General features: G+C 65.2%; 20 protein-coding genes. 2 read left to right on the top strand and 18 right to left on the bottom strand.

Features of this window, described 5'->3' with window-relative positions; translation table 11 throughout:
• Window positions 1-36: 36 nt before the first annotated feature.
• Genes selD through KUW17_RS04335 form a run of 7 tightly spaced genes read right to left on the bottom strand, consistent with a single transcriptional unit; the run spans window position 37 to window position 8,158 of the window.
• Window positions 37-2,199, bottom strand: a complete 2,163-nt coding sequence (gene selD, locus KUW17_RS04365) for a selenide, water dikinase SelD (protein ID WP_222476208.1) — start codon at window positions 2,197-2,199, stop codon at window positions 37-39.
• A 31-nt stretch (window positions 2,200-2,230) separates the two neighbouring features.
• The gene (locus tag KUW17_RS04360) at window positions 2,231-2,632 is read right to left on the bottom strand and encodes a Na+/H+ antiporter subunit G (RefSeq protein WP_222476206.1); all 402 of its coding nucleotides are present in this window, start codon (window positions 2,630-2,632) and stop codon (window positions 2,231-2,233) included.
• A 10-nt stretch (window positions 2,633-2,642) separates the two neighbouring features.
• Complete coding sequence (locus KUW17_RS04355) at window positions 2,643-2,912, bottom strand: K+/H+ antiporter subunit F (protein WP_019295814.1); 270 nt, start codon at window positions 2,910-2,912, stop codon at window positions 2,643-2,645.
• Window positions 2,909-3,406 (bottom strand): Na+/H+ antiporter subunit E, encoded by a 498-nt coding sequence (locus tag KUW17_RS04350; protein ID WP_222476204.1) that lies wholly within the window; start codon window positions 3,404-3,406, stop codon window positions 2,909-2,911. The genes KUW17_RS04355 and KUW17_RS04350 overlap by 4 nt, the downstream gene beginning before the upstream one ends.
• Window positions 3,403-4,941, bottom strand: a complete 1,539-nt coding sequence (locus KUW17_RS04345) for a monovalent cation/H+ antiporter subunit D (protein ID WP_222476317.1) — start codon at window positions 4,939-4,941, stop codon at window positions 3,403-3,405. Before KUW17_RS04345 ends, KUW17_RS04350 begins: the two co-directional genes overlap by 4 nt.
• On the bottom strand, window positions 4,941-5,294 hold the full coding sequence (locus tag KUW17_RS04340) for a Na+/H+ antiporter subunit C (protein WP_222476202.1): 354 nt from the start codon (window positions 5,292-5,294) through the stop codon (window positions 4,941-4,943). Before KUW17_RS04340 ends, KUW17_RS04345 begins: the two co-directional genes overlap by 1 nt.
• Window positions 5,295-5,296: 2 nt before the next feature.
• Window positions 5,297-8,158 (bottom strand): monovalent cation/H+ antiporter subunit A, encoded by a 2,862-nt coding sequence (locus KUW17_RS04335; protein WP_222476199.1) that lies wholly within the window; start codon window positions 8,156-8,158, stop codon window positions 5,297-5,299.
• Between the two features lie 280 nt (window positions 8,159-8,438).
• Here KUW17_RS04335 and KUW17_RS04330 point away from each other — a divergent pair, with 280 nt between their 5' ends.
• Together KUW17_RS04330 and KUW17_RS04325 are read left to right on the top strand one after the other, a co-directional pair.
• Window positions 8,439-8,912: a rhodanese-like domain-containing protein gene (locus KUW17_RS04330; protein ID WP_222476198.1), complete on the top strand. Its 474-nt coding sequence runs from the start codon at window positions 8,439-8,441 to the stop codon at window positions 8,910-8,912.
• Window positions 8,909-9,742 carry an alpha/beta hydrolase family esterase gene (locus tag KUW17_RS04325; protein WP_222476197.1) on the top strand — a complete coding sequence of 278 codons (834 nt, stop codon included), beginning with the start codon at window positions 8,909-8,911 and terminating at the stop codon, window positions 9,740-9,742. The genes KUW17_RS04330 and KUW17_RS04325 overlap by 4 nt, the downstream gene beginning before the upstream one ends.
• A 267-nt stretch (window positions 9,743-10,009) precedes the next feature.
• Here the strand turns inward: KUW17_RS04325 and mdoH are convergent, their stop codons facing one another.
• The 11 genes from mdoH to KUW17_RS04270 all read right to left on the bottom strand — a co-directional run bounded on the left by mdoH (window position 10,010) and on the right by KUW17_RS04270 (window position 25,339).
• Window positions 10,010-11,887, bottom strand: coding sequence for a glucans biosynthesis glucosyltransferase MdoH (mdoH, locus tag KUW17_RS04320; RefSeq protein ID WP_222476196.1), 1,878 nt, complete (start codon window positions 11,885-11,887; stop codon window positions 10,010-10,012).
• Window positions 11,884-13,392: a glucan biosynthesis protein gene (locus tag KUW17_RS04315; RefSeq protein ID WP_222476195.1), complete on the bottom strand. Its 1,509-nt coding sequence runs from the start codon at window positions 13,390-13,392 to the stop codon at window positions 11,884-11,886. The genes mdoH and KUW17_RS04315 overlap by 4 nt, the downstream gene beginning before the upstream one ends.
• Window positions 13,389-14,651 carry an OpgC family protein gene (locus KUW17_RS04310; protein WP_222476194.1) on the bottom strand — a complete coding sequence of 421 codons (1,263 nt, stop codon included), beginning with the start codon at window positions 14,649-14,651 and terminating at the stop codon, window positions 13,389-13,391. Before KUW17_RS04310 ends, KUW17_RS04315 begins: the two co-directional genes overlap by 4 nt.
• A gap of 23 nt (window positions 14,652-14,674) precedes the next feature.
• A complete protein-coding gene (locus KUW17_RS04305; protein WP_222476192.1) occupies window positions 14,675-16,036 on the bottom strand; it encodes a tetratricopeptide repeat protein in 1,362 nt (453 codons plus the stop codon).
• Window positions 16,037-16,294: 258 nt separating this feature from the next.
• Window positions 16,295-17,494: a CaiB/BaiF CoA transferase family protein gene (locus tag KUW17_RS04300; protein ID WP_222476190.1), complete on the bottom strand. Its 1,200-nt coding sequence runs from the start codon at window positions 17,492-17,494 to the stop codon at window positions 16,295-16,297.
• Window positions 17,481-19,094 (bottom strand): thiamine pyrophosphate-binding protein, encoded by a 1,614-nt coding sequence (locus tag KUW17_RS04295; protein WP_222476188.1) that lies wholly within the window; start codon window positions 19,092-19,094, stop codon window positions 17,481-17,483. Before KUW17_RS04295 ends, KUW17_RS04300 begins: the two co-directional genes overlap by 14 nt.
• 148 nt (window positions 19,095-19,242) lie before the next feature.
• Window positions 19,243-19,713: a DUF302 domain-containing protein gene (locus tag KUW17_RS04290; RefSeq protein WP_222476186.1), complete on the bottom strand. Its 471-nt coding sequence runs from the start codon at window positions 19,711-19,713 to the stop codon at window positions 19,243-19,245.
• 85 nt (window positions 19,714-19,798) lie between these two features.
• A complete protein-coding gene (locus KUW17_RS04285) occupies window positions 19,799-21,832 on the bottom strand; it encodes a PhoX family protein (protein ID WP_222476184.1) in 2,034 nt (677 codons plus the stop codon).
• 83 nt (window positions 21,833-21,915) lie between these two features.
• Complete coding sequence (locus KUW17_RS04280; RefSeq protein WP_222476182.1) at window positions 21,916-22,254, bottom strand: ArsR/SmtB family transcription factor; 339 nt, start codon at window positions 22,252-22,254, stop codon at window positions 21,916-21,918.
• A 327-nt stretch (window positions 22,255-22,581) separates the two neighbouring features.
• Window positions 22,582-24,243: a peptidase U32 family protein gene (locus KUW17_RS04275; RefSeq protein WP_222476180.1), complete on the bottom strand. Its 1,662-nt coding sequence runs from the start codon at window positions 24,241-24,243 to the stop codon at window positions 22,582-22,584.
• An 88-nt stretch (window positions 24,244-24,331) separates the two neighbouring features.
• The gene (locus KUW17_RS04270) at window positions 24,332-25,339 is read right to left on the bottom strand and encodes a GlxA family transcriptional regulator (protein ID WP_222476179.1); all 1,008 of its coding nucleotides are present in this window, start codon (window positions 25,337-25,339) and stop codon (window positions 24,332-24,334) included.
• Window positions 25,340-25,498 lie beyond the last annotated feature (159 nt).

Here is a 25,498-nt window from a genome sequence, read left to right as displayed (position 1 = left end):
CCGGCGGGAAGGGGATCTTCCGCCAACGGGAGCGGGTCAGGCGCTGAGCGTGATCGCACCTACACGTTCTGTGACCTTGCCGATGAGGGCCGCCGGGTAGCCGGCTGCGCGCAGCTGTTCCAGCACCTCATCAGCCCGATCTGCGGCAACCGCTGCCAGCAAGCCGCCCGCGGTTTGCGGATCGAACAGCAGGTCTTGCCAGCCGGTGGTCTTGAGCTCCGGCACGGCGGCCTGGTTGGCGGGAAACAGCGAGGAACGGATGCCGTTGTCCGCCAGTTCTGCGGCGCCCTGCATCAGGGGGATCCGGGTGGTGAACAGCTCTGCGCCTGTGCCGGATGCCTCACAGATACCAAGCAAATGCCCGAGCAGGCCAAAGCCAGTGACATCGGTCATTGAGTGGGCGTCCTGCAGGATGCGGGCAGCGGCGCCTTGCGGCTGGCTCATCTGTTCCAGCGCAGCGGCCACCCAGTCTCCCTTGGCCGCACCCGCCATTTCCGCAGCCATCAGCACGCCGGAGCCGAGGGGCTTGGTCAGGACCAGCGCATCGCCGGGTTCGGCGCCGGCGAGGGTGATCACGGGGCGGGGGCAAAGACCAGTGACGGTGAAGCCAATGGTCAGCTCATCGCCCAGCGAGGTATGGCCGCCGATGATGGCGGCGCCGGCTTCTTGCATGACCTCAGATGCGGCCCCCATGATCTCCTGCAGGGTGCGGGCCTGCAGGGCGGGCGACATGCGCGGCAGGATCAGGTTGGCGGTGGCGGCCTGCGGCACTGCCCCCATTGCCCAGATGTCGCCAAGCGCGTGCACGGCCGCGATGCGGGTCATTAAAACCGGGTCGTTTGTGAAACTGCGCAGGTGGTCGGTGCTGATCACTTGTTTGACGCCGCCGGTGGTCAGCAGCGCCGCGTCATCGCCGGGCAGGGGCGTTATGTCGTCGCGGCTCGTATTGCTGAGACCGGCAAGCGTGCCGAGCAGGGCATCTCGCCCGACCTTGGCACCGCAACCGCCGCACATGGGCTTGTCTCCCAGCGCCTCCTCCATGTCCAGCGTGTGTTCGGCCGGCAGCGGTGGGCCCTCCATCGCAGGCAGGTCGCGGAATTTCTCCATGAAGGCCTGGTCGATGCGGTCCTTCCAGCTCCACATCAGCGGGCCGGCAAGGGTGGTGCCGAAGCGTTCGCCAAGCGCCTCGCGCGCGCCCATGGAGATCAGTTTCAGGTAATCCTTCTGTGGCCGGTATTTGCGCAGGGGATCGCCGGTCAACTGGGCGCGCAGGTTGTGGTAGAGCACCGGCGACTGGCGCACGGCATAGACGCCTGCCTTGGGGCGCGGGGCAAAATCCATATGGGCACAGTCGCCGGCGGCAAAGACATTGGCGGTGGAGCTTTGCAGGGTCTCGCCGACCCGGATGAACCCGTCCTGCAGGGCCAGCCCGCTGTCCGCGAGCCAGCGGTAGGGGCGGGCGCCGGCGGCGCCGGTGGTGAAATCGGACAGGATCTCGCTGCCGTCCTGCAGTGTTATGTAGCCGTCTTCGATGCGCTCGATGCGGGCGTTCTCCTCCAGCTGCACGCCATGTTCGACCAAGGCGCGGCGCAGCTTCTGGCCGGCCTTTTCGCCAATGGCGCGAAGGGCCTCGTCGCTGTCGATCAGCGTCGCCTGGGCGAGGCGGCCGCGTGATTTGAGGGCATAGGCCATGGCCAGGATCAGCTCCGCCCCGGCAACGCCGCCGCCGATCACCGCGACATGGGCGGGGCCGTCCGCCTCGCGGAATGCGGCCCATTGGGCGGCGAAGCGGCCCAGCGGCTTGGCCGGGATGCCGTGCTCGGCAAAGCCCGGCAGATCCGGCATGGCGGAGGTGATGCCGATGTCGATGGAAGCAACGTCATAGGCAATCGGCGGGCGGCCCGGCACATGCACCAACTGGGCTCTGGTGTCGATATGCTCTGCCGCTCCCAGCACCACGCGGGCGCCGGCAAAACGGGCGAGGCGGACCAGGTCAATGTCCAGCTCCTCGCGCCCGTAATGGCCTGCAACAAAACCGGGCAGCATGCCGGAATAGGGCGCGGTAGGGCCAGGGTTGATGACGGTCAGCCGGGCACCGGGCAGGGGTTTCATGCCCCATTTGCGCAGCACCAGCGCGTGGGTGTGGCCGCCGCCGACCAGCACCAGATCTCGGGTTAGCGGCAAGCGGGAGGTGTCCATCACGGTTTGTGCCTTCCTGACTGCCCCGCACTTACTCTTCGGCGGGCGGGTTATGGGCTGCGTGCCGGCGTTCCTCGTCCTCAGGCGTGTCGTGGGTGGCCCAGTGATCGTCGCCGCCGGCCTCGGGCATGGTTTCGCGGGTCTCCTGCCGGTGGATATGCACCTTGGCGATGAAGTTCGCGGTGATCGGCGCGGTCAGGAACAGGAACAGGGTGATCATCAGTTCGTGGTAGGAGAAGTGCTCCTCGAACGCGGCCGCATGCAGCATCGAAGCAAGCAGCACGCCGCCGACGCCCAGGGTGGTGGCCTTGGTCGGGGCGTGCAGCCGCGACATCGGGTCGTTCAGCTTGATCAGCCCGAATGAGCCGACAATGCCGAAGATCCCGGCAATCACCAGGAAGGCGGCAACGAGGAGTTCAAACAGGTTTTCCATGGATTTGCCCTCACTCGATAATGTTGCCGCGCAGGATAAAGCGCGCGTAGGCCACGGTGGAGACAAAGCCGAGCATGGCGATGATCATCGCGGCCTCGAAGAAGATCTCAGTTCCCAGGGCCATGCCGTAAAGGACCATCAGGGCGATGGCATTGATGAACATGGTGTCGAGTGCCAGGATACGGTCGGCCACGTCGGGGGCGGTGACGACCTTCCAGAGGTTCATCAGCATGGCGAGCGCGAAGCAGGCGAAGGCGAAGGTGGCAGCGCTTTCGATCATTCGAAAATCTCCATCAGCCGGCGCTCGTAGCGCTGTTTGATCTCATCCCGCACCGCGTCCGGGTTGGGGGCGTCCAGGCAGTGGACCAGAAGGGCGTGGCCCTCGTCTGAGACATCCGCCGACAAGGTGCCGGGGGTCATGGTGATGGTGCCCGCGAGGGCGGTGATCGCCTCCGGGGTTTTCAGCTCCAGCGGGATGGTGATCCAGTTGGGGCGGCGGTCGGCGTTGGGTTTGAACAGCACGATGCGGGCCACGATGATATTGGCTTGGATGATGTCCATCAGCACCACCAGAATGTACTCCGCGATCTTCAGCGGGCGGCGCAGGTTGGGGCGGTTGGGCCAGTAGGGCTGTGTCACGAAGGGGATGATCACGCCTAGCATGAAGCCGAAGACCAATGAGTTCAGCGACCAGCGGTTTACCATCAGAAGCCAGGTGAGGGTGAGCAGAAGGGTGAGAAACGGGTGCGGGAACAGCCGCCAGATCAGTTTCATTCCGCGGTCCTCCCAAGCACGGTGTCGATATAGGCTGCAGGCGCATAGAGCTGCGCAGCCGTTGCCTCGGCATAGCGTGTGGCGGGGCCTGCAAAGACAGTGAGCGCCACCAGCCCGCCAAGGAGGCCGAAGCACGCCACAAAGGGCAGCTGCGCCGGTTTGGCGGGCAATGTGTCCACGGGCGGCGCCTCGCTGGTGGCGGGTTCTTCGGACTCCAGCCCATGGCCCTTCCAGAACAGTAGCGAGCCTGCGCGGGCCATGCCGATGATGGTGACGAGCGAGCCCAGCAGGATCACCCCCCAGATCCAGGGCGCCAGATCGGCGCCGCGGGTGGCGTCCAGCACCAGGAGCTTGCCTAGGAAGCCCGACAGCGGCGGCATCCCCGCCAGCGCGATGGCGGCAGCGAAGAACAGCGCCGAGATCAGCCCGGTCTGCGGCATTGGCAGTTGCGGCAGGATCCACTGGCCCTGGCGTTCCATCACTAGGTCGGCAACCAGGAACAGCAGCGCTGCGGCGAGGGTGGAGTGCACCAGGTAGTAGAGCGCAGCGGCGGCGGCGGTTTGGGTGAACAGCGAAACCGCAATCAGCAGCGTGCCCATGGAGGCGATGGCGCCGAAGGCCGCGAGGCGCCCCAGCTTCTTGGAGCCGAGCACTCCGATGGCGCCTGCGCCAAGTGTCAGCAGCGCGGCGGGCAGCAGCCAGGCCTCCGTCAGGCCCGCTGTGGCCTCGACCTCAGGGCCGAAGACCAGCGTGTAAATGCGCAGGATCGAATAGGCGCCGACCTTGGTCATGATCGCAAAGAGCGCCGCCACCGGCATCGGCGCGTTGGCATAGGCCGAGGGCAGCCAGAAATGCAGCGGCAGGAGCGATGCCTTGATGGCGAAGACCAGCAGGAGCATCACCGCGCCGACCCGCAGGAGGGCCGTGTCCTCTGCCGGGATCTGGGCGACCTTCACCGCGAGGTCGGCCATGTTAAGCGTGCCGGTCACCGCATAAAGCGTGCCAAGCGCAAACAGAAACAGGGTGGAGCCCAGGAGGTTGAACACCACATACTGCACGCCGGCATGGAACCGGCGGGTGCCGCCGGAGTGGATCATCAGGCCATAGGAGGCGATCAGCAGCACCTCGAAGAAGACGAACAGGTTGAAGGCGTCGCCGGTCAGGAAGGCGCCCATGATGCCCATCAGCTGGAACTGGAACAGCGCGTGGAAGTTGCTGCCGCGGGTGTCCCAGCCGGAGCCGATGGCATAGAGCAGCACCGGCAGCGCCAGCAACGACGTGAGCACGATCATCATGGCTGACAGCCGGTCCAGCACCAGCACGATGCCAAAGGGCGCGGGCCAGTCGCCCAGCTCATAGACCTTGACGGTGCCGTCCGCGGCCTGTGCGGCCAGCGCCAAGGTGATGCCTGCCAGCAGCACCGCGCTGGCGAGCGAGAAGATCCGCTGCAGGTCCAGATGGTGGCGCAGCACCATGATGATGAAGGGCGCAACAAGGGCGGGCAGCACCACCGGCGCGATCAGCAGATGCTCCATCATGCCTCCTCCTCTGCGCCGTCTGCCTCAACCGGCATGGCGGTGCCGTCATCGCGAGACGAGAGGTAGGCCCCCAGCGCGATCATTACCACCACGGCGGTCATGCCGAAGGAGATCACGATGGCCGTGAGCACCAGCGCCTGCGGCAGCGGGTCGGTATAGGCGACTTCCTTGTACTTGTTCAGGATTGGCGGCGCACCGGTGACCAACCTGCCGGTGGCGAACAGGAACACGTTGACCGCATAGGTCAGCAGCGACAGGCCCAGGATCACCGGGAAGCTGCGGCGGCGCAGGATCAGGTAGACGCCGGCCGCCGTCAGGATGCCCACGGCCGAGGCAACGAGAAGTTCCATTCTTATCCCTCCGTCCCGGTCTTGGCCGCTTCGTCGCGGGCCGGGTTGATGTCCATTGCGTGCTCAGAGCTGATGCCCGGCTGCCAGGCGAAGCGCGACAGGCTTTCCAGTGCCAAGAGCACCGCGCCCACAACGGCGAGGAAGACGCCGAGGTCGAAAAGCGCGGCGGTGGCCCATTCGAACTCCTCCAGCGGCGCCCAGTGCAGGTAGCCGAAATCGCTGGTCAGGAACGGCTTTCCGTTGAACCAGGCCCCCATGCCGGTGGCGGCGGCGATCAGCACGCCTGAGCCGATGATGGCGTGATAGGGGTAGCGCTGCCGCTCGGTCGCCCAGGCAAAGCCGGAGGCCATGTATTGCATGATGATGGCGATTGCGGCGACCAGCCCGGCGATGAAGCCGCCGCCCGGCAGGTTGTGGCCGCGGAAGAAGATATAGGCCGCAACCATCAGCGCCAGCGGCATCATCACCCGGGTCGCTACCACCATCATCAGCGGATGGCTGTCGCCTGCCTGCGGCAGGTCCGGTTTTCGGTTCAGCAGATAGGCACGGACCTTGGAGGCCAGCACCGCCTCGGTCAGGGCGAAGATCACCATGGCGGCGATGCCCAGCACGATGATCTCGCCGAAGGTGTCGTAGCCGCGGAAGTCGACGAGAATCACGTTCACCACGTTGGTGCCGCCGCCGCCCTTGTAGGAATTGGCGAGGTGGAAATCCGATATCGTCGGGAAGGCAAAGTCCCGCATCAAGAGCGCATAGATCAGCCCGCCGGCGCCCAGTCCCGCCACCACCGAGATCGCGCCGTCGCGCAGGCGGGTGAGGGCCGGGGTTTCCACCGGGGTTTCCTTGGGCATGAAGTTGAGGGCCAGCAGCATCAGGATGATGGTGACCACCTCAACCGAGATCTGGGTCAGCGCCAGGTCGGGGGCCGAAAGGTAGTTGAAGGCCATGGAGACGACCAGGCCGACGACGCCGATCAGAACCAGCGCCAGCAGTCGGTTGCGGTGCTTGGCGACGATGAACAGCGTCGCCACCACCAGCGCGAACCAGCCGACTACCGGAAGCATGCCCGGCTCCTGCAACTGGCGGGTCTCAGTGCCCAGGGTGCCGCCGCGGTAGGCAAAATAGCCGATTGCCACTGTGAAGGCGACCATGATTGCGGCGTACCGGGTCAGGACACCGTTGTGCAGCCCTTCGGTCACGAACTGGCTGAGACGGGTGAAGGCGCCGATCAGGGCATCGAATATGGTCTTGGCCTCAGGCCGGGGCAGGGCGTTCCAGATCCGCTGCAGGGGCGCATGCAGCGCCAGCAGGGCGAGGCCGCCGATGGTGGCTGCCACCGACATGTAGAGTGCCGGGGTCAGCCCGTGCCAGAGCTTGAGCGAGTAATAGGGCAGCTCGCCGCCGCCGGTCACCGCGCCTGCGGCTGTCGCGACCATCGGGCCTGCAATCTTGGCCGAGGCGAGGCCGATCAAAACCACCAGTACCACCAGGAACGCCGGGCCGATCCACATGCCGGTGTTCGGGTCATGCGGGTGTCCGGGATAGTCGTCGCGCTTGCGGCCGAGGAACACATGGGCGATGAAGCGGAAGGAATAGGCGGCTGAGAACAGCGCCGCCACCGTGGCCAGAGCAGGCACGATCAGATGCGAGCCGTTCCAGATGGTGTGGGCGGTTTCCTCCAGCATCATCTCCTTGGACAGGAAGCCGTTGAGCGGCGGGATGCCGGCCATCGACAAAGCCGCCACCATGCCGATGGTGAAAGTGACCGGCATCAGGTGGCGCAGTCCGCCCAAGCGCTTGATGTTGCGGGTGCCGGCCTCGTGGTCGACGATGCCCGCAGTCATGAACAGCGCCGCCTTGAAGGTGGCATGGTTGATGATGTGGAAGACCGCCGCCACCGCCGCGATCTTGGTGCCGAAGCCCAGCAGCATGGTGATCAGGCCCAGGTGGCTGACGGTGGAGAACGCCAGCAGCGCCTTGAGGTCGTCCTTGAACAGAGCAATTACCGCGCCGACCAGCATGGTAACAAGGCCTGTGGTGGCGACGATGTAGAACCACTCCGGCGTGCCGGCCAGCACCGGCCACAGGCGGGCCATCAGGAACAGCCCCGCCTTTACCATGGTGGCGGAGTGCAAATAGGCCGAAACCGGTGTTGGCGCCGCCATCGCGTGCGGCAGCCAGAAATGGAACGGAAACTGCGCCGATTTGGTGAAGGCACCCAGCAGGATCAGGATCAGTGCGGGCAGGTAGAGATCCGAGGATTGGATCGCTTCCTTGTTCTGGAGAATGACACTGAGATCATAGGAACCTGCGATATGACCCAGCATCAGCATGCCGGCAATCATCGCCAGCCCGCCGGAACCGGTGACGGTCAGCGCCATGCGCGCGCCTTGGCGGCCTTCGGGCAGGTGTTTCCAGTAGCCGATCAGCAGGAAGGAACTAAGCGAGGTGAGCTCCCAGAAAACCAGCAGAAGCAGGATGTTGTCGGACAGCACGATGCCGACCATCGCGCCCTGGAACAGCAAGAGGTAGCTGTAGAACTGCCCCATCGGATCTTCGCGCGACAGGTAGTAGCGGGCGTAGAGGATGATCAAGAGGCCGATGCCAAGGATCATCGCCGCAAACAGGAAGCCGAGCCCGTCGAGAAAGAAATGCGCGTTGACGCCGAGTGCGGGCAGCCAGTCCACGGCGGCGTAGACTGTCTCGCCGCGGAACACGGCGGGAATGTGCAGCATCAGCCCGATAAAGGCGAGCAGCGTGGTCAGCCCGGCGGCCGAGGCCGCAGCATTGCGCCCGGCGCGGATCAATAGCGCGGGAAAGACGGCTCCGAGGAAGGGCAGGGCCGCAATCAGGAAAAGGGACACGTGCAAGTCTCCTGTCGGGTTGGCGCTTCGTTGTTATTGGGCCAGTGCTAGACAATTTTGTTGCCCGCAGCCACCCGGCCGCCCCTGGTGCAGTGGTAATACCGCAGCCAGAGGCGGAGTGAATACGCTTGTTACGGGCATAATTGGGCAACGGACGCGCAATAACAAGAACTTGACCGGCGGATTCGGTCTGTTTCTGGTGATTGACGGCGCCTGTGCTGCTAGTTCTGGGGGCAGGCCCGCCAGCGGGCCGGTGCAAACTGCAGGCGGCGGAGGAAGGATGCCTGAGGCAGAGGTGCAGAGCCCGAAGCTTACGCGGCGGCTGATGCTGCTGGGCGGCGCCGCGGCGGCGGCGGGCTACGGCTATTGGTGGCACCGGCGGCAGCCGCCGGTGCATGATCATCCGCGGCTAACGGCAACAGAGGCTTTCGCGCTGGCGCAGGCAGGGGAGATTACCCTGGTGGACATCCGCACGCCGCGGGAATGGCGGGCCTCGGGGGTGCCTGCGGGCAGCCATCAGATCGACATGCGGCGCCCGGATTTCATCGAAGCCCTGCAGGCGGCAGCAGGACCGGACCCTGCGGCGCCGGTGGCGCTGATCTGCGCCCGCGGCGTGCGCTCCGCCCGGATGACGCTGGCGCTGGCTGAGGCGGGGTATTCCAACGTGATCGACGTGCCCGAGGGCATGCTGGGCTCCGGCGCCGGGCCGGGCTGGATTGCGGGCAATCTGCCGGTGGCCCGGTGGACAGAATGAGGAAAGCGCTGCTGGGCGCGGCGGCGGCAGCGGTCTTTGCGCTGCGGGCCGGCGTGGCGGCAGCCGGCTGCGGCGGGGAAGCAGCCAAGTGCAGTGCCGAGGGCGGCAACTATCATATCGCATTGCCGGAACGCGCCGCCGCCGCCCCGGTGGTGATGTTCCTGCATGGTTACGGCGGCAGCGGAAGCAGCGTTCTGCGCAACAGGAGCCTGGTGGAGGGGCTGACGCGGCGCGGCTATGCGGTGATTGCGCCCGAGGGGCTGAGGCGGGACGGCAGCGGCCCGCAGTCCTGGGGCTTCGGCCCGTTCACGGGCGGCCGGGACGAGGGCGCATTCTTTGCCGCGGTGCTGGCGGATGCGGCGGCGCGGTTCGGCACCTCAAAGTCGAAGACGGTGCTGGCCGGGTTTTCGGCCGGAGCCTTCATGGTGCATTACCTGGCCTGCCGCGATCCTGCAGCCTTTGCTGCTTATGCGCCGGTTTCGGGGGCGTTCTGGCGGCCGCAACCGGAGCGCTGCGCAGGGCCGGTGCGGCTGTTGCAAGTGCATGGCTGGAGTGATGAAGTGGTGCCGCTGGAGGGCCGGGTGCTGGGCGGCGGACGCTTCGAACAGGGGGATGTGTTTGCCGCGCTGCAGGTTTGGCGCGCGGCCAATGGCTGTGCCTCGCACGCGCCGGACCGGGCGTGGAGCGCCGAGGGCCTAATGCGCCGCCGCTGGGATTGCGGGGCGGGTGCGGATATTGAGCTGGTGCTGTTTGACGGCGGCCATACGCTGCCCGAGGGCTGGGCGGAGCTGATGGCGGATTGGTTCGAGGATCTGCCTGCGGTGCGCTGAGCAGCGGCAGCATTGCGCAAGACGCAAGAGCGCCCGCCCCTTTGCCCGAAAATCACAGATTTGCGGCAAAGCGTTGGGCCGGGCAGCGCGCCCTGGCGGGCGCGCTGCGGCCGTTATTCATGAAAAGAAGACGCTTGCGGAGCTGTTGCATGGCGTCTGCCGCGGGCCGCGCCGCGCATCAGCGCGGCGCCTGGTCCAAGGCTGCCAAGGCGTCCCGGCAAGAGCCGGGGCATCCCGCGGGTGCGGGTGCCGCTTGGTGCGACAGGCTTACTCTGCCGGGGTGCCGTGCGGCGCGCTGCCGTCCAGCAGGGCCTTCAGCTCGGCGCGGGCAGCACGGGCTGCGCGGGTGATCTGAGGCTCAGTGAACTCCTCCCGGGTAGCCATCCAGTGGCGGATGCGGTTGACGGTCTTGACGCCGGACAGCGCCGACAGCGGCACCGCCAGCACCAGCGACAGCGCAATCGGCGCCAGCCACAGCGACACGGTGCCGGTCAATATGCCGGCCCAGAGCGCAACGCCGCTGACGGTTTCCAGCGCGTGGCAAGTGATCAGCGTGCGCAGGGAATAGCTGCCGCCGTCGCGTGCCTGCGGCGCCCAGCCGCGCTGCAGGCCAAGCGCGGTGCGGAACACGGCGATCATCTGCTGCACCATCAGGATCGGCGCATAGAGGATGGCCAGCACCACCTCGGAGAGGAAGGACAGCGCGAAATGCACCGGGCCGCCGTACTCAGAAAACCGGCTGCCGGTCATCGGCAGCGCCGCTGCGGCCAGCATCTTGGGCGCCAGCAGCATTGCGTAGATCAGGATGATCACCAGAACATGCTTGGGCTCGGACATGTCCGGCCAGCTGGGGCGGAAGGGGTTGGCCTCGCTGAAGTAGCTGATCACCGAGGCTTCCTCGCTGCGGCCGATCACCGCCCAAAGCACCAGCAGCGCAAACCAGACCGGTGCCATCAGGTAGCCGATCGCGCCGGCAAACAGGTGGAAGCGGGAGATCGCGCGGAAGCCCTTGGCGTGCAGCAGGTTCAGGTGCTGCAGGTTGCCCTGGCACCAGCGGCGGTCGCGCAGGATGTGGTCGATCAGGGTGGCGGGGGTTTCCTCATAGGAGCCGCGGATGCGGGGCAGGAAGCGCACCGACCAGCCTGCCCGGCGCAACAGGCCTGCCTCGACGAAATCGTGGCTCATGATCAGCTTGTCGCCGCCGCCGAAGCGCGAGCGCAAGAGCGGCAGGCCGGCGCAGGCGGCAAACGCGCGGGTGCGGATGATGGCGTTGTGGCCCCAGTAGTTGCCCTCGTGGCCGGCCCAGCGGGCCAGGCCTTCGGCCAGCGCCAGGCCGTAGACGCCGTTGGCAAACTGCTGCATGCGGCCAAAGACCGACTGCGCGCCGATCAGCTGCGGGTAGCTCTGGATCAGGCCGGCGCCGGGATCGCGCGCCAGCGCATCGGCCAGCCGGGCGATGGCGCGGCCAGTCATCAGGCTGTCGGCGTCCAGCACCAGCATCGCCTCGTAGCCCGCGCCCCAGCGGCGCACCCAGTCGGAGATATTGCCGACCTTGCGGCCTTCGTTGTCGTCGCGGCGGCGGTAGTAAAGCTCAGTGCCTTCCGGCAGCATGGTGCGCAGCGCCTCGACGCTGGCACGCTCCTGCGCGGCAATGGCGTCGTCGCGGGTGTCCGACAGGATGAACATCGCGTATTCATGCAGGCCGCCACGGCCATGAAGCTCCTGCAGCATGGTCTGGGCGTTACCCAGCACATACCAGGGCACCTCGTTGTAGACCGGCATCAGCAGCGCCACCTTCATCGGCCGGGCCGCGCCGCGGGTGACCGTGCGTTCGCGGCGCGACAGACCGTAGAGGCCGAGCAGCACGGTGGAGACGGTGAAGGCGATCCAGAAGAAGTTGAAGGCGATCAGCGCCAGCAGGATCACCTCCAGCACCGAGAAACCGCCGTCGGTGAACCAGCCGCCCATGATCCAAGTGAGCACTCCTGTCGCCGCCATCGCAGGCGAGAAGGCCAGCAGGCGCCACAGCGCCACCTGGCCAGGCGCGGCGCCGCCGGGGGCGGCCGAGTCGCGGAAGTCCTTGCTGAAGTCCTGTTCCGGCATCGCCAGGGGCTGTTCCGGAGGCATCAGATCACATGCAGTCATGCGGTCCACCTGTAAAGCCAGACTTCGGAAGCGGGGCTGCCGCCTTTCCTGAGCTGGGCGCGAAGTTCGACGTGATCCCGGTCGCCGGGATCGAAGTAAAAGGCGAGCCGCAGACCGCCCGTTTCAGGGTTGCGCTGCAGCACGCCTTCGCTGGTCGCCACATGGGGAGAGTGGATGTGGACGTCAAGGGTCTCGGGACCGCCATCAAATAGCGGGTGCGCATCGAAATCGATGGTGACGATCCGGCCCGGCCCGCCGAAGATCCGCGCGCCCTCGGCGGTGTCGATAACCCGCGGCACCGACAGCACCGGTTCCTCGCCCCAGGTGAGGCGGTAGTTGAGGCTGATCTCCGATCCGGCGGCATAGGGCTCGCGCGGGCGCCAGTAGGCAACGATGTTGTCGTAGATTTCTTTGTCGGCGGGGATTTCCACCAGGGTGACGGCGCCTTTGCCCCAGTCTTTCCTGGGTTCCACCCACAGGCAGGGGCGGTCGTGATAGAAGGCTTCCAGGTCGTTGAAGTCCGACAGCCTGCGCGCGCGCTGCATCAGCCCGAAGCCCTTGGGGTTCTCATCGACGAAGGAGGACACCTGCAGGCGCTTTGGGTTGGCCAGCGGCCGCCACAGGGTTTCGCCATTGCCGTTCTGCACCAGAAGGCCGTCGCTGTCATGCACCGCCGGGCGGAAATCGTCGAAGCGGCTGCGGTTGGTGGCATCGAACAGGAACATCGAAGTGAGCGGCGCCAGCCCTGCGTGGGTCAGCTCCTCGCGGGCGAACAGGGTGGCCTCCACATCCATCACGGCGCTGCTGCCGGGGGTGATGGTGAACCGGTAGGCACCGGTCACGGAAGGGGAGTCCATCAGCGCATGCACCACCATGGAGCGCTGGCCGGGGGCGGGGGCCTCGAGCCAGAACTCGATGAATTCGGGAAATTCCTCGCCCTCGGGATCGGCGGTCTTCAGGGCCAGGCCGCGGGCCGACAGCCCGTAGGCATTGCCGGTGCCGATGGCGCGGAAGTAGCTGGCGCCCTGAAAGACGCAGAATTCGGTTTTCTTGCCGGGTTCGGATTGCTCGGTGCGCAGGCGCAGGCCGGAGTAGCCCAGATGCCCGTCGGTGGTCAGCTCCGGTGCCTTGTCGGTCTTGTCGAACAGCGACAGGTCGAAAGCCACCGGCTTGGCCAGGCCGTCTGCCACGGTGTTGATCTGCACGGCGCGCGGGAAATAGAGGCCGGGCAGGAAGAAATCGACGTTGTAGCTGCGGTCGGTCTTTGACCACAGCGCGTCCTTGGTGCGGAACCAGCGGGCCTTGTAGTCGTCATAGGACTGGTCCAGCCAGTCCTGCGGCACGGCCGGGCGCTCGGCATAGTCTTTGCTGGCAAGCGCGCGCGCCTTTTCCACGACCACGTCGCGGGTAAAGGTGGTGGCTTCGCTAGCCAAGGCAGGCAGCGAGGCCAGGGCGGTGCTGCCAAGCGCGGCGGCTAGGAACGATCTACGGGTAAAAGAGCTCATTTTTTGGCTCTCCAAGGCTGTGACTTGAACCAGGCTGCGGTGTAAGCGCAGACAATGATTAGGAAAAAGCCAACCAGGTTGGCGAATGCCGTGGTCATAACCGCGCGGTCGGTCTGGTCAAGCGCAAAGCCGATGAAACGGGCCAGCGCCATGGAAAAAACAAACACCGCAAGCGATTGCTGGCCGACCTTGGTCACAAGCTGCAGCAGCACTGCCCAGACGCGCGCGGCCAGAGAATTGCCGGTTGCGATCAGGCGCTTGCCGCCGGTACCTGCAGCCACCCAGCCGAGATAGGCCAGCGACAGGAAATGGGCGTAGCGCAGCAGGCCGAAGTCGGTCTTTTCGCGCCACTCCGCAGTGATCTCCCATGTTGGGCGGATCAGGTCGGCCAGATCCTTGTTCGCGGCTTCCACCCACAGGAACACTTTCCAGGAGCCGAACGGCGCTGACAGGATCACAAAGGCTGCGGCCAGAACAACCAGTGCCTTGGACACCGGCGGCGCGGGCAGCCAGCCCTTCATGAAGGCAAAGCCGGTAAAGAACAGCAGCTGCCAGCCGAGCGGGTTGAAGAACCACTCGCGGTCGGACCAGGGCTCGGCCGGGAAGGAGACGCCGTTGGGGCCGAGGCCGATCATATAGGGGTTCGCGGTGAGCCAGATCAGGATGCTGGCGGCGGCCACGGTCCACAGGCCCGCCTTCTCCAGCCCCATCATCAGCGGCATCAGCAGCAGCACCACCAGATACATCGGCAGGATGTCGAAGTAGTTCGGCACATAGGTAAGAGTGAACAGGCCGGTCAGTTGCTGCACGGTATTGGTGAAGAACCAGTGCAGGTTCAAGGAACCGATATAGCTCTTGTCGAAGCCACCATAGAGGTCGAGCAACGCCATTGAAGCGGCAAGGAAAAAGAACAGGCCGATATGGGCCCAGTAGACCTGCCAGCAGCGGAACACCACGCGGGCGGAGCCCAGCCACCATCCCTGCCGGGCAAAGGAACTGCCGAAGGCTATGGCCGAAGCCATGCCGGAGCAGAAGACAAAGATCTCGGTTGCGTCCGAAAAGCCGAACCGTGCCGGAATCCAGCTGGCCCAGCGGTTGCCCGGGATATGGGCCACGAGGATGATGAACATCGCAATGCCGCGGTAGAAGTCGAGCCGCGGATCGCGGACGCGCGGCTGGGCCGCCTGCGGCGGAGGTGCTGCACGGTTGGCGGCACTGGGATCTTTCTGAGGCCCGGGGAAGGGCGCAACGCTGGACATTGGATGTTTGGTCCTTGAGGGTCTTATTCGGCGGGAACGCTTTTGGCGCCGGAAGGGTTCCGCCCTTCGGCGATCAGGGAGCGGCGGGCGAGGGCGTAATTATCCTCGGTGCCACCGCGCTTGACGCGGCGGTCATCCAGGATTGCTTCGACTTCGTCAAGCCGTCCTGCACGCAGGCCGGCGTCGATGGTTATCCGTTCGAAAACATCGCGTTGCGCGTGGCTGCCGCCGGCCAGCACAAGGCTGTCGCGGGCTGTGGATAAATTTGTGAATGCGGCCTTGTAATTACCGTCTCCGAAGGCCTCCAGCCCGTCGGCGGCGGCGCAGCCGGGAGCCGCCATCCGCTCTTTGGCTTCCGAGCCGCCGGCCGCCGCATCGGCGTGAATCCGCTGAACCAGCCGGTGCGCCTCCTCCTTGCGGTGGCCGGTCAGGGCCAGGAGGTAGTGCAAATCGGCAAAAATCAGGCTTCCATCCTCGGTCCGGTTGGCACAGAGATTCGCCAGCTCCTCCCAGCGGGAGCCGACATCAATGCCTTCCAGCTCCAGCCGCATCAGCAGCGAGGTTGCATTGGAGATGTCGCGGTAGTCATCGGTCTTGTCCTTGCGGACCTCGGTGTCGTACAGCGCGAGCGCCTCATCCATCCGGCCCAGGTCCAGATGCATCAGCGCCTTGTGCCACCAGACGTGATAGCGGAAGTTGTTGCAGTGGGACCATGCTTCCTCGCGGCCTTCCAGCCACTCCAACCCCGCCTTGGCGTTGCCGGTCATGTCATGAACGTGCGCAACCGCGTGCAGGCCCCAGGCGTCATCCGGCGCCATCCACAGCGCCTGGCGGCCGGTGTTGGCGGCACGTTCGAATTCACCGGTTTCCTCCAGCGCGAAGGAGTGGCAGCCCAACAAGTAGCCGCGGCCCGCGTGGTCCGGCTCGTAAGACGGCAGCACCCGCTCGATCGAGGCTCGCATGCCGGCGGGGTCGCCCATCATGAAGCGGATGCCGTGGCTGAGTTTCATCGCCAGGGTGTCTTGCGGAAATGCGTCTAGGACTTCCTCCATCCGCTGAATCGCGAGGCTCGGGCGTCCTGCAAGCCAGTTCTCCAGCGCGTCGATATATTTACGTTCGCGCGGCAGCGCGCCTTCGTAAAAGCTCTTTGCGTCGCGCAGCGCCTCACGGGCGGTGGGCAGCAGTTCGCTGCGCCCCAGCATCAGCAGCGACAATCCTTTGAGCGCATGGGCCAAGGCAAACTCCGGAGCCGCCCTGAGCACGGCGCCCAGATGATCCGCGGTTGCAGCCGCGTGGGCCAGAACACCCAACTGCACGTCGTTCCAATCCTGCAGCGCGGCGGTGTCAGTCAGGCTGCTGTCCTGGCCGAAAATATCATGCGTCATCGGAGTCCAATCTCTGTTAATTTAAGCGCGGGTTCCTGTCCCGATGGAGAGTAGATCATAGCAACGGTCCGGGCGAACCCTGCTCGCGGTTTGGTGATGGGCTGTGTGCACTCGGCCTTGAAATTCGCCGGATGTGTAGGATTTCCCGGGAAAATTCCGCAAGAGGCCGGGCCCGCAGACAACAAAAACACCGCCGGTTTGGCGGTGTTTTGCCGGAAACTGTAACACTTGGCGGAATGCCGCCGCGGATTTCGGCTGTCAGGGCTGCCCGAAGGGGGCAGAGGCGTCCAGAATCTCCCCCGTGCCCTCGCCGCATTGGGGCGGCGCATGGCGGTATGTGACCGGCGTGCGGGAAAAATTCAGCGGGTTGCCCAGAAGCCTGACCGGGCCGGCCGCGGTGTCCATACCGATCGCCATGCCGCGTGCCTCGACCTGATCGGTGGCGAACAGGGTTTCCAGGTTTTGCACCGGGCCTGCGGGCACCTTGCGGGCCTCCATTGCCGCCAGCACCGCGTCCGTGGTGAAGCGCTGCACGGAAGGGATCAGCACGCTGTTCAGCGCGTCGCGGTTTTGCAGCCGGGCCGGGTTGGTGGCAAAGCGGGCATCCTCGGCCAGGCCTTCGAGCTTCAGGAACTCCATGAAACGGCGGAACTGGCTGTCGTTGCCCACGGCCAGGATCACATGGCCGTCCGCGGTTTCATAAACGCCATAGGGCATGATGCTGGGGTGTTCGTTGCCGCGTCGCTTGGGGATCTGGCCGGTGTTCAGATAGGCGACGCCTTCGTTGATCAGCCAGGCGATCTGTGCATCGACCAGCGCCAAGTCGATCTGCTGGCCCTCGCCTGTTTTCTCGCGGTGGTGCAGGGCCGAGAGGATACCGATGCAAGCATACATGCCGCACATTACATCGGCGATGCCGACGCCCGCCTTCATCGGCTGGCCTTCGGGCTCCCCGGTCAATGACATGATGCCGCCGAACCCCTGGGCCATGATGTCATAGCCGGGCTTGTGGCTGTTGGGGCCGGTCTGGCCGTAGCCGGAAATCGAGCAGAAGATCAGGCCGGGGAGCTCGTCCTTGAGGCTCGCGTAATCCAATCCGTATTTTGCCAGCCCGCCGGGTTTGAAGTTCTCGATCAGGATGTCCGCCTCTGCCGCCAGGCGGCGGATCGCCTGCTGGCCTTCCTCCGTGGCAATGTCGATAGCGACCGAGCGCTTGTTGCGGTTGGCGGCCATGAAATAGGCGGAGAGATCGGATTGCTGCCCGTCGGCATCCACGACATAGGGCGGCCCCCACTGGCGGGTGTCGTCGCCGCCGGTCTTGGGGTTTTCCACCTTTATCACCGTAGCGCCGAGATCGCCCAGCAGCTGGGTGCAGGTCGGGCCTGCCAGAATGCGGGAGAGGTCGAGAACCTTGACGCCCTTCAGCGCGCCGTGGGGGAGCATGTCAGATGCGGCCATCGTAGCCTCCGCGGTCGATCACTGCCGAGATGACGGTGAAGGTGTCTGCTTTCATTGCGTCCTGCAGCGCTGCGCGCAATTCGCTTCGGCTCGTGACCGTGACGCCGTTGCCACCAAAGGCGCGGCCCATCGCGGCAAAATCATGCGCGGCAAAATCGACGCCGCCATTGGCAAGCTGGCGCTGGCGCTGTTTCAGCTCAATCAGGGCGAGGCTGGCGTCGGCGAAGACCACGAAGATCGGCGCCACGCCCAGTTCCGCGGCGGTGGCAAGCTCGCCCGCTACCATCAGGAAGCCCGCATCACCGGAGAAGCTGACCACGGGCCGGTCCGGCTGTGCCAGCTTGCGCCCGATTGCCATCGGCACGGCGCAGCCCATGGTGCAGAGGCCGGAGGACTGGATCAGACCGCGCGGCTCGGAACACTCCCACATCTGGCTGAGCAGAATGCGGTGGGCACCGCTGTCGGCGGTGGCGAGGGTTTCCGGGGGCAGCGTGCCTCGGCACTCGCCGATGACGCCGGCCGGACCCCAGTCTTCATCCTGCGGGAAGGCTTTGGCTAGTGCGGATTTGACAGCTGCCGGGCGGCCATTGGCCCAGGTTTCGCGCGGGGCGGTGCCTTCGGAGAGGGCTTCCAGCGTTGGGGCGATGGCGGTCAGCAAGTTCAGCCCAGCCTGATGCATGTAATGGGTGTTGGCCTCCGGTGCGATGTCGATGGCGTTCTGGGTTTCCACGTCCCAGACATTGCGCCAGCCGGGGCGCATCTCGATCGGGTCATAGCCGATGGAGAGAACCAGATCGGCCTCCCGCACCAGGGGCAGCAGGTTCTTGTCCGCCAGCGGCGACAGGCCCGCGCCGCCCAAGGCAAGCGTGTGGTCTTCGGGGAGGATGCCCTTGGCCTTGTAGCTGGTGACGAAAGGGATCTGGTGTTTTTCGAGAAAGGCGTGCAGGGCCGGGCCTGCGTTTTCCTGCAGCGCATCGAGGCCGATTACCGCCACCGGGCGTTCGGCAGCCGCCAGCCAGGACCGCGCCTGCGCCAGCGCTTCGCCGCTTGGCGCGGCCGGGCTTGCAGGCGCGCGGCGGATGCCGCGGTCCCTGGCCGGAGTATCTGCCACCGAGATCGGCACGTCGATATGCACCGGACCGTTCCGGGGCTCGGTTGCGATGGCAACCGCCTTGTCTGCGATCAGGTCCGCAGCGTCTGGATCGAGCCGGAAAGTGGCCTTGGTGATCGGGGTGAACACCGCGCGGTGGTCGAGCACCTGGTGGGTGTAGCTCTGCTCCTCTGCCGCATCGACGCAGCCGGTGAGCACCAGCATCGGCACCCGGTCCTGATGGGCGTTGGCCACTACATTGATACCGTTCAGCGCCCCGGGGCCGAGGGTGGCTACCAAGATGACCGGCGCGCCGTCGGCGTGATGCACGCCTTCGCCCATGAAACCAGCGCAGTTTTCATGCTTGGCCAGGTGAAAGGTGATGCCCGCCTTGGTCAGCGCGTCGACCAGCGTCAGCACCTCGCCGCCGGGCATCCCGAAGGCATGGCGGCAGCCCGCCTCGTAAAGCCGCCGGGCCAGAACATCGGCTGTGCGCAGGGTCTCTGTCATCTTGTCCGTCCAATCCGTTGAATTGCCGTCAGATTGCCGAGGCTGCGCCTCTGCGCAAGCCCTCTCACGCCAGTGTGAGAAATGCTGCGGCGGGATTCGGCGCAAATGGCGGCGGTTCGGGGGATTGTGACTAGAATGAAGCAGTCGGCTATTTCTGCGCCCGTTCCGCGATCAGCGCAAAGCGGCGGTCGAGCTGGCCTGCCAGGGCAGCCAGTCCCGCGCCGCCCTCATCCGCATAAGGCGCAAAGACATGAGTGGGCAGCTTGTAGGACAGGGTGGCGCTGCCGTCCGCCTCTTCGGTCACATACATGCGCACCGGCGCCTCGATCATCGCCGCGGTGGAGAGCGCCAGGATTTTCACCGCGAAGTCGTTGTTGAAGAGGCCAATCACCCTGTTGCCGGGGATGGTGATGCCGCGGGCGGCGGCGGCCTGGGTCGGGCCAGCCTGGGTGACAACGCCGAGGCCCTCTGCCTTGGCGGCGGCTTTGACGTCCGCGATCAGCTGTTCGAATGGTTTGGAGGTTTCATGTACTGCCCAGCCGTCGCGCGGGGCGATGCTGCCTGCAGAGGCTGTTGCGGCAGTCAGGATCAATGCGGCGGTCAGGTGTCTGAAAAACATGGGGCTCTCCAAGGCGTGCTTGCCCACATTTAAGGCATCGCTGCGGGTTTGAGGCTCACAATCGCGTGCGGCAGGCGGCGCCGGGTCAGGTGGCGATCTTACCGCCGCCCTGTCTGGTCACCACCACCACCGAGGGGCGCGGCGGCATCTGCGGGTCGAAATCGGGCCAGCGGGTGGCCGGGTCCTCGAAGGTGGAGTCGCGTTCGAAACCTTTCAGGTTCCTGGTGCCGTCGGTCCCGGGGTGCTGGACCGCCAGGAACAGGGTTTCCCCGCTCGGGGTGAAATAGGGGCCGCAGAGCTCTGCCCCGACCGGGCAGCGGAAAAACAGCTTGGAATGGCCGCGCAAGCTGCCTTCGGTCTCGACCCCGTAAAGCCCGTCGGATTTGCCGGTCTTGTCCCACCTGCGGCCCTGGTCGGTGGCGACCCAAAGCCGCCCGCCTGCATCAATGGCACTGTTGTCCGGGGAGGCGAACCAGCCGTTTTCCGAGGTATCCGGGTTCCACTGGGCGCCCACGGCGGCAATGCCCGGATCGCCGCATTGCACCAGGATGGACCATCTGCCGCGGGTTGCAGCGTGGTCGCCGTTCTCTTCCTTGATCTCGATGATGTGGCCGAAATCCGATTCTGCCCGAGGGTTGGCGGCGTCGGTCTGGCCGGGTTTGCGTTTGGAATTGTTGGTGAGCATCACATAGGCGGTGCCGTCGCCGCGGGGCGAGACATCTTCGGGCCGGTCCATCGGTGTAGCCCCCAGCGCATCCGCGGCCAGACGCGCATCAATCAGCACATCCGCCTGGCTGGCAAAGCCGTTCGCAGCCGTCAGTGGCCCGTGCCCGTGCACAAGCGGCAGCCAATGCAACGAGCCGTCCGGGTCAAATCGTGCGGCGTAGAGCGTGCCTTTGCTCAGCAACCGGGAATTGGCGGCGCGGTCCTCTGACACTGCGCCGTCGGAGACGTATTTGTAGACGTATTCAAAGCGTGCGTCGTCCCCCATGTAGATCACCAGGCGGCCGTCCGGGGACAGCGTGGTCTCCGCACCTTCATGCGCGAAGCGGCCGAGGGCGGTGTGCTTCACCGGCCTGGCCTCAGGGTTGCGCGGATCCACTTCAACCACCCAGCCGAAGCGGTTCACTTCATTGGGTTCTTTGGCGATGTCGAAACGGTCGTGGTATTTGCCCCAAGCGTACCACATGGAGGGGACATTGTAGCGCTGCATCTGCCGGGCCTCGGCCTGGCCGGTCACATCGGGCTCGCCATCGGCGTCCAGCTGGTCGGTCCAGAAGTAGCCGTGGAAGTTCTCTTCGGCCATCAGCCAGGTGCCCCAGGGGGTCATGCCGCCAGCACAGTTGTTCAAGGTGCCGATGACTTCGCGCCCCTTTGGATCAGCGCTGGTCTGCATCCGCGGGTGGCCCGCGGCAGGGCCGTCAATCCCCATCACAGTGTTCAGGGGCGAGATGCGGCGGTTCAGCTTGCCGTTCCGGACCACATGCCATTTGCCATCTGCGTTGCGGGCGATTTCCACCACCGAGCCGCCATGGGCGGCCATTTCGATGTCCACCAGCTCCTTCGTCATGCCGGTAAACTCCGCCTTGTCCTGACGGCCTAGGCCGGGGAACATCACCTCTTCATTGGTGTATTCATGATTGACGCACAGGAGGCCCCGGGAGCCCTCAGCGTTCAAGGGCAGGAAGCCAACATAGTCGTTGTTGTAGCCAAACTGCTGCAGCTGGGCCTCTGCGCTCTGGTTCATCACGTCGAACTCCGGCGCGTCTGCGGTGATGGGATCGCCCCAGCGCAGCAGGATGTCCGCGTCATAGCCGGCGGCGACGTGGTGGGTCTCGTCAACACCCGCCTCCAGTTCATCAAAAACATAGCGGCTGCGCGCGGCAGCGGCGGCAGCACTGGCCTGGCGCGCCGCGGTGAGGGCAGGGGCGCCGAACAGGGCAGCGGCGGCAGAAACGCCGAGCATCCCCTTCAGCATATTCCGGCGTCCGTAACGGGTGGCGATCACGCTGCCGATGGTGCGGGAAAGGTCCGGGTTGGCTGGAATGTTGTCTGCGGCCTCAAAGGTTTCCGCCTTGTTTCCGGTCTGCGATGCGCCGGTGATCTGCTTGCGGTTCATTGCCGGCCTCCGGTGTGCGTGCGGTCTGGCGAGGGCAGTCTTGCGATCTGCCGCAGGCGCTAGCGTCCCTGTGCGGCCAGCCTTCAGCCGCTGTCCTTGCAAAACAGTTCGTAGACAACTTCGAGGATACGGCGCGGCTTGTCATCTGCCAAGCGGTAGTAGATTGCCTTGCCTTCGCGGCGGGGCAGAACCAGGCCTTCCAGGCGCAGCCGGGACAGTTGCTGGGAAACGGCGGCCTGGCGGGCCGACAGCAGCGCTTCCAGTTCGGTAACCGATTTCTCGCCGGAGACCAGATGGCACAGGATCATCAGCCGGCCTTCGTGGCTAATGGCCTTGAGGAAGCTGGAGGCCTTGGTTGCGTTCTCAACCATCTTGTCCATCTCTTCCGGATCCATATCGGCGGAAATCTGCGGTAGGGCCATCTTCGTCTCCCGGGTGGCGCTGGCGCGCTGCGCTCCTGTTGCTTACCCGGTTCAGGCCGTCACTGCTGCCCCGGGGTGTGCGTATAGTCAGCATATCTTGCATGAGCGCTTAGCAAATCTGCAAGCTGTGGCCAAAGAAAACTTGTTCCGGGCAGCGATTTAGGTCCGGCGGCCTGCAGCGATTGCGCCCGACCGCTGCGCTCTGCACCGGCGGACAGGCAGATTTCACCGCAACGGCGGGCGGCCAGGCTCCGGGCGGGCTGGTGACGCTGTTAGGGCCAGGCATTCTGTGCCGCAGGCCCGTTGCGGCACGGCTGGGCGTGCGTTTTAAGCAGGCTCGCCTGCGGCCCTTTTCAGCTCTGCGGCTTCCGCCCGGTTCAGCATTTCGCCCTGCTTGCGCTTCTGAAGCGCCGCGCGGGCCAGCTCGTATTGCGGGTCCTGCCAGAAGATGAGGCAGCCGTTGCATCCCTTGCCGCAGCATCCTTCGGTGCCGACGCGGTTGGTCTTGAAGCGCCTCTCGTTGCTGTCCTGCGCAATGCTGTCCGCCAACGCGTCGCGGCGGCGCGCATAGGCTTTGGGATTGTCTTTTCCAGATATTTCAAGCGCCTGCGTCAGCTTGTCAAAGCGGACGCGGTTCCATTGCTCCTCCGTCAGGGCGCGTTCCTTGCGCAAGACGGTAAAGGCAGGGAAGCGGGCCTTGAGGGCGTCGATATCCTCATGATCGAACAGGGTGAACGGCAGGCGGATCACGGTCTGGGTACTGCCATGCACCACCTCCGTGCGGCCGCCGTCCTTGGCCACCTCGAAGTCATAGACCCGCAGCAGCACCGTTTCGCGGGCGATGGGGGAAACGAACTCCAGCACTTCGCCAGCGGTCAGCTTGGCCTTGACCAGAACGTGGAAGGCGTCATCGGCTACTTCGGTCACAACACCGGCGTATTCCCATTGCGCCAGCGAGGCCGTGTGTTCGTAGTCATGCGCGAGGTTGCTGAGGCGACCGTCGTGGAAGGCGAGCGTGTAGCCTCGGTTGCCGACGGCCTCCAGCTCGCGCATGTAGGGCTTCGGGTCCCAGTTTTCCGGGTCGGCGTAATAGTCGTCGATCGCCATCCGGTAGGCGCGGGCAACGATGGCGGCGTAATATTCCGATTTGCCGCGGCCCTCGACCTTGAGGCTGTCGACCCCGATCTTCAGGTACTCGTCAAGTTTCGGCATGATGCAGAGATCGCGGGAATTCAGGATGTAGGAGCCGCGGCCGTCTTCCTCGATCGGCATCAGCTCGCCGGGGCGGCAGCCTTCCTCCAGCAGAAACTCGAACATGCCCGCATTGCTTTCGTTGATGTCCAGCTCCTGCACGGTGCCGTCCTTGAGCCGCATCCGCACGCCGTAGTTCCAGCGGCAACTGTTGGCGCAGTTGCCCTGGTTGGCGCCACGTTCTGCCATAAAGTTCGACAGCAGGCAGCGGCCCGAATAGGTCATGCACATGGCGCCGTGGACAAAGGCCTCAAGCTTGATCTCCGGGCATTTCTCCCGGATCTCCACCAATTCCGGGTAGGAGACCTCGCGCGCCAGCACCACCAGATCGGCCCCCTGGTCCTGCCAGAATTTCACTGACAGCCAGGAGCAGATGTTGGCCTGGGTGGAGACATGCAGCGGGATTTCCGGCGCGCGGTCCTTCACGTACTGGAACACCCCCGGGTCGGCGATAATCAGACCGTCCGGCTGCACCTTGCGGACGGTCTCGATGTACTCGTCCAGCTTGGGGATGTCCTTGTTGTGCGAGAACAGGTTCAGCGTGAGATAGGCGCGCCGGCCGTGCCGGTGGCAGAACTCCACCCCCTCGATCACCTCCTCCAGCGAGAACTCGGACTTAGTGCGCAGGCTCATGTCCGGGGTGCCGAGATAGACGGCATCGGCGCCATAGAGGATTGCCATTTTCAGTTTGCGCAGATTGCCCGCGGGCATCAGCAGTTCAGAGCGCTTGGAAGTCATCGGTCCGGCCTGGCGAAAAGGAGTGTTTGAGGTGCTCCTTTACGCAGGTATTCCGTTCCGCGATTTGCGCTGGATCAAACCGGGGCGTTCAGCTCCAGCCCTTGCGGAAGAAATGCGGGGATGCGCCGAACTTGCGCTTGAACTGGCGCGAGAAGTGGGTGGCGGAGTTGAAGCCCGAGGCCAGCGCGATTTCGGTCACGCTCATCGAGGTCTCGTTCATCAGCGCAAAGGCATGGCTGAGGCGCATGTCGAAATAGACGTGCATCGGGCTCTGGTTCAGATAGCGCGAGAACAGCCGCTCCAGCTGGCGGCGGGAGATGTCGAGCCGGTCGCACAGCTCGCCGATCGACAGCGGCTCCTCGATCGATTCCTGCATCAGCTGCAGCGCATTCAGAAGGCGCTGGTTGCGGCTGCCGATGGCCACAGCGTAGTTCGACTTTTGCGGCGCCGCCTGGCCACCAGAGCGCACGTGGAGGCACATGTCGGCGACGATGATCGCCAGCTGCTTGCCGTGGCGCTCCTCGATCAGGTGCAGCATCATGTCGGTTGCGGCATTGCCGCCGCCGCAGGTCATCAGCGGACCGGAAATCTCAAAGATATTCGGCGAGGGCTCCAGGTTCGGATAGCTTTCCAGAAAGCCCGGCTGGTTCTCCCAGTGCAGGGTGAACTTGTGATTCTTGATCAGCCCGGCCTGGGCCAGCGCAAAGGCGCCGGTGCAGATGCCGCCGATGGACCGGCCAAAGCGGCTTTCGCGGCGCAGCCAGTTCAGGGTGATTTCGCTGGCAGCGGCGTGCGGTTCCACCCCGGCGCAGACAAACCCCATAGAATCCGAGGGCAGCGGCTGCAGCTGGGTGTCCGGCGTCACCACCATGCCGTTGGAGCAGCGCACCGGCTGGCCGTCCTCTGTCATGATGAACCAGCGGTACAGCCGGGTGCCGGTCACCTGGTTGGCAATGCGCAGGGGTTCGATGGCGGCGGCCACCGGCAGCATCGTCGCCTTGGGCAGCAGCAGGAAATAGAAGTCCTGCGGCTCGCCCTCGAACGGAATGGCGAGATTGGCGGCGGCGCCTTTCTGAACGAAACTGTCATCGGACATGGCGGAACCCCAGCGCGGCGCCCGGGTTTATGCACCGGGCGGGTATCGGACTTGATTGTGCTTCCTAAGGCGCCGCTGCCCGATGCAGCCGGAGAATAGCGACAGCGTTCCAGCGGATTGCGACACCGGATACAGGTTTGCGTCATCGCGAAAATGCCC

Origin of the sequence: Leisingera aquaemixtae (assembly GCF_019801145.1) — a bacterium.
GTDB lineage: Bacteria > Pseudomonadota > Alphaproteobacteria > Rhodobacterales > Rhodobacteraceae > Leisingera > Leisingera aquaemixtae_A.
The sequence above is the reverse complement of the archived record's forward strand: the minus strand, read 5'-3'. Positions and strand labels throughout refer to the sequence as shown.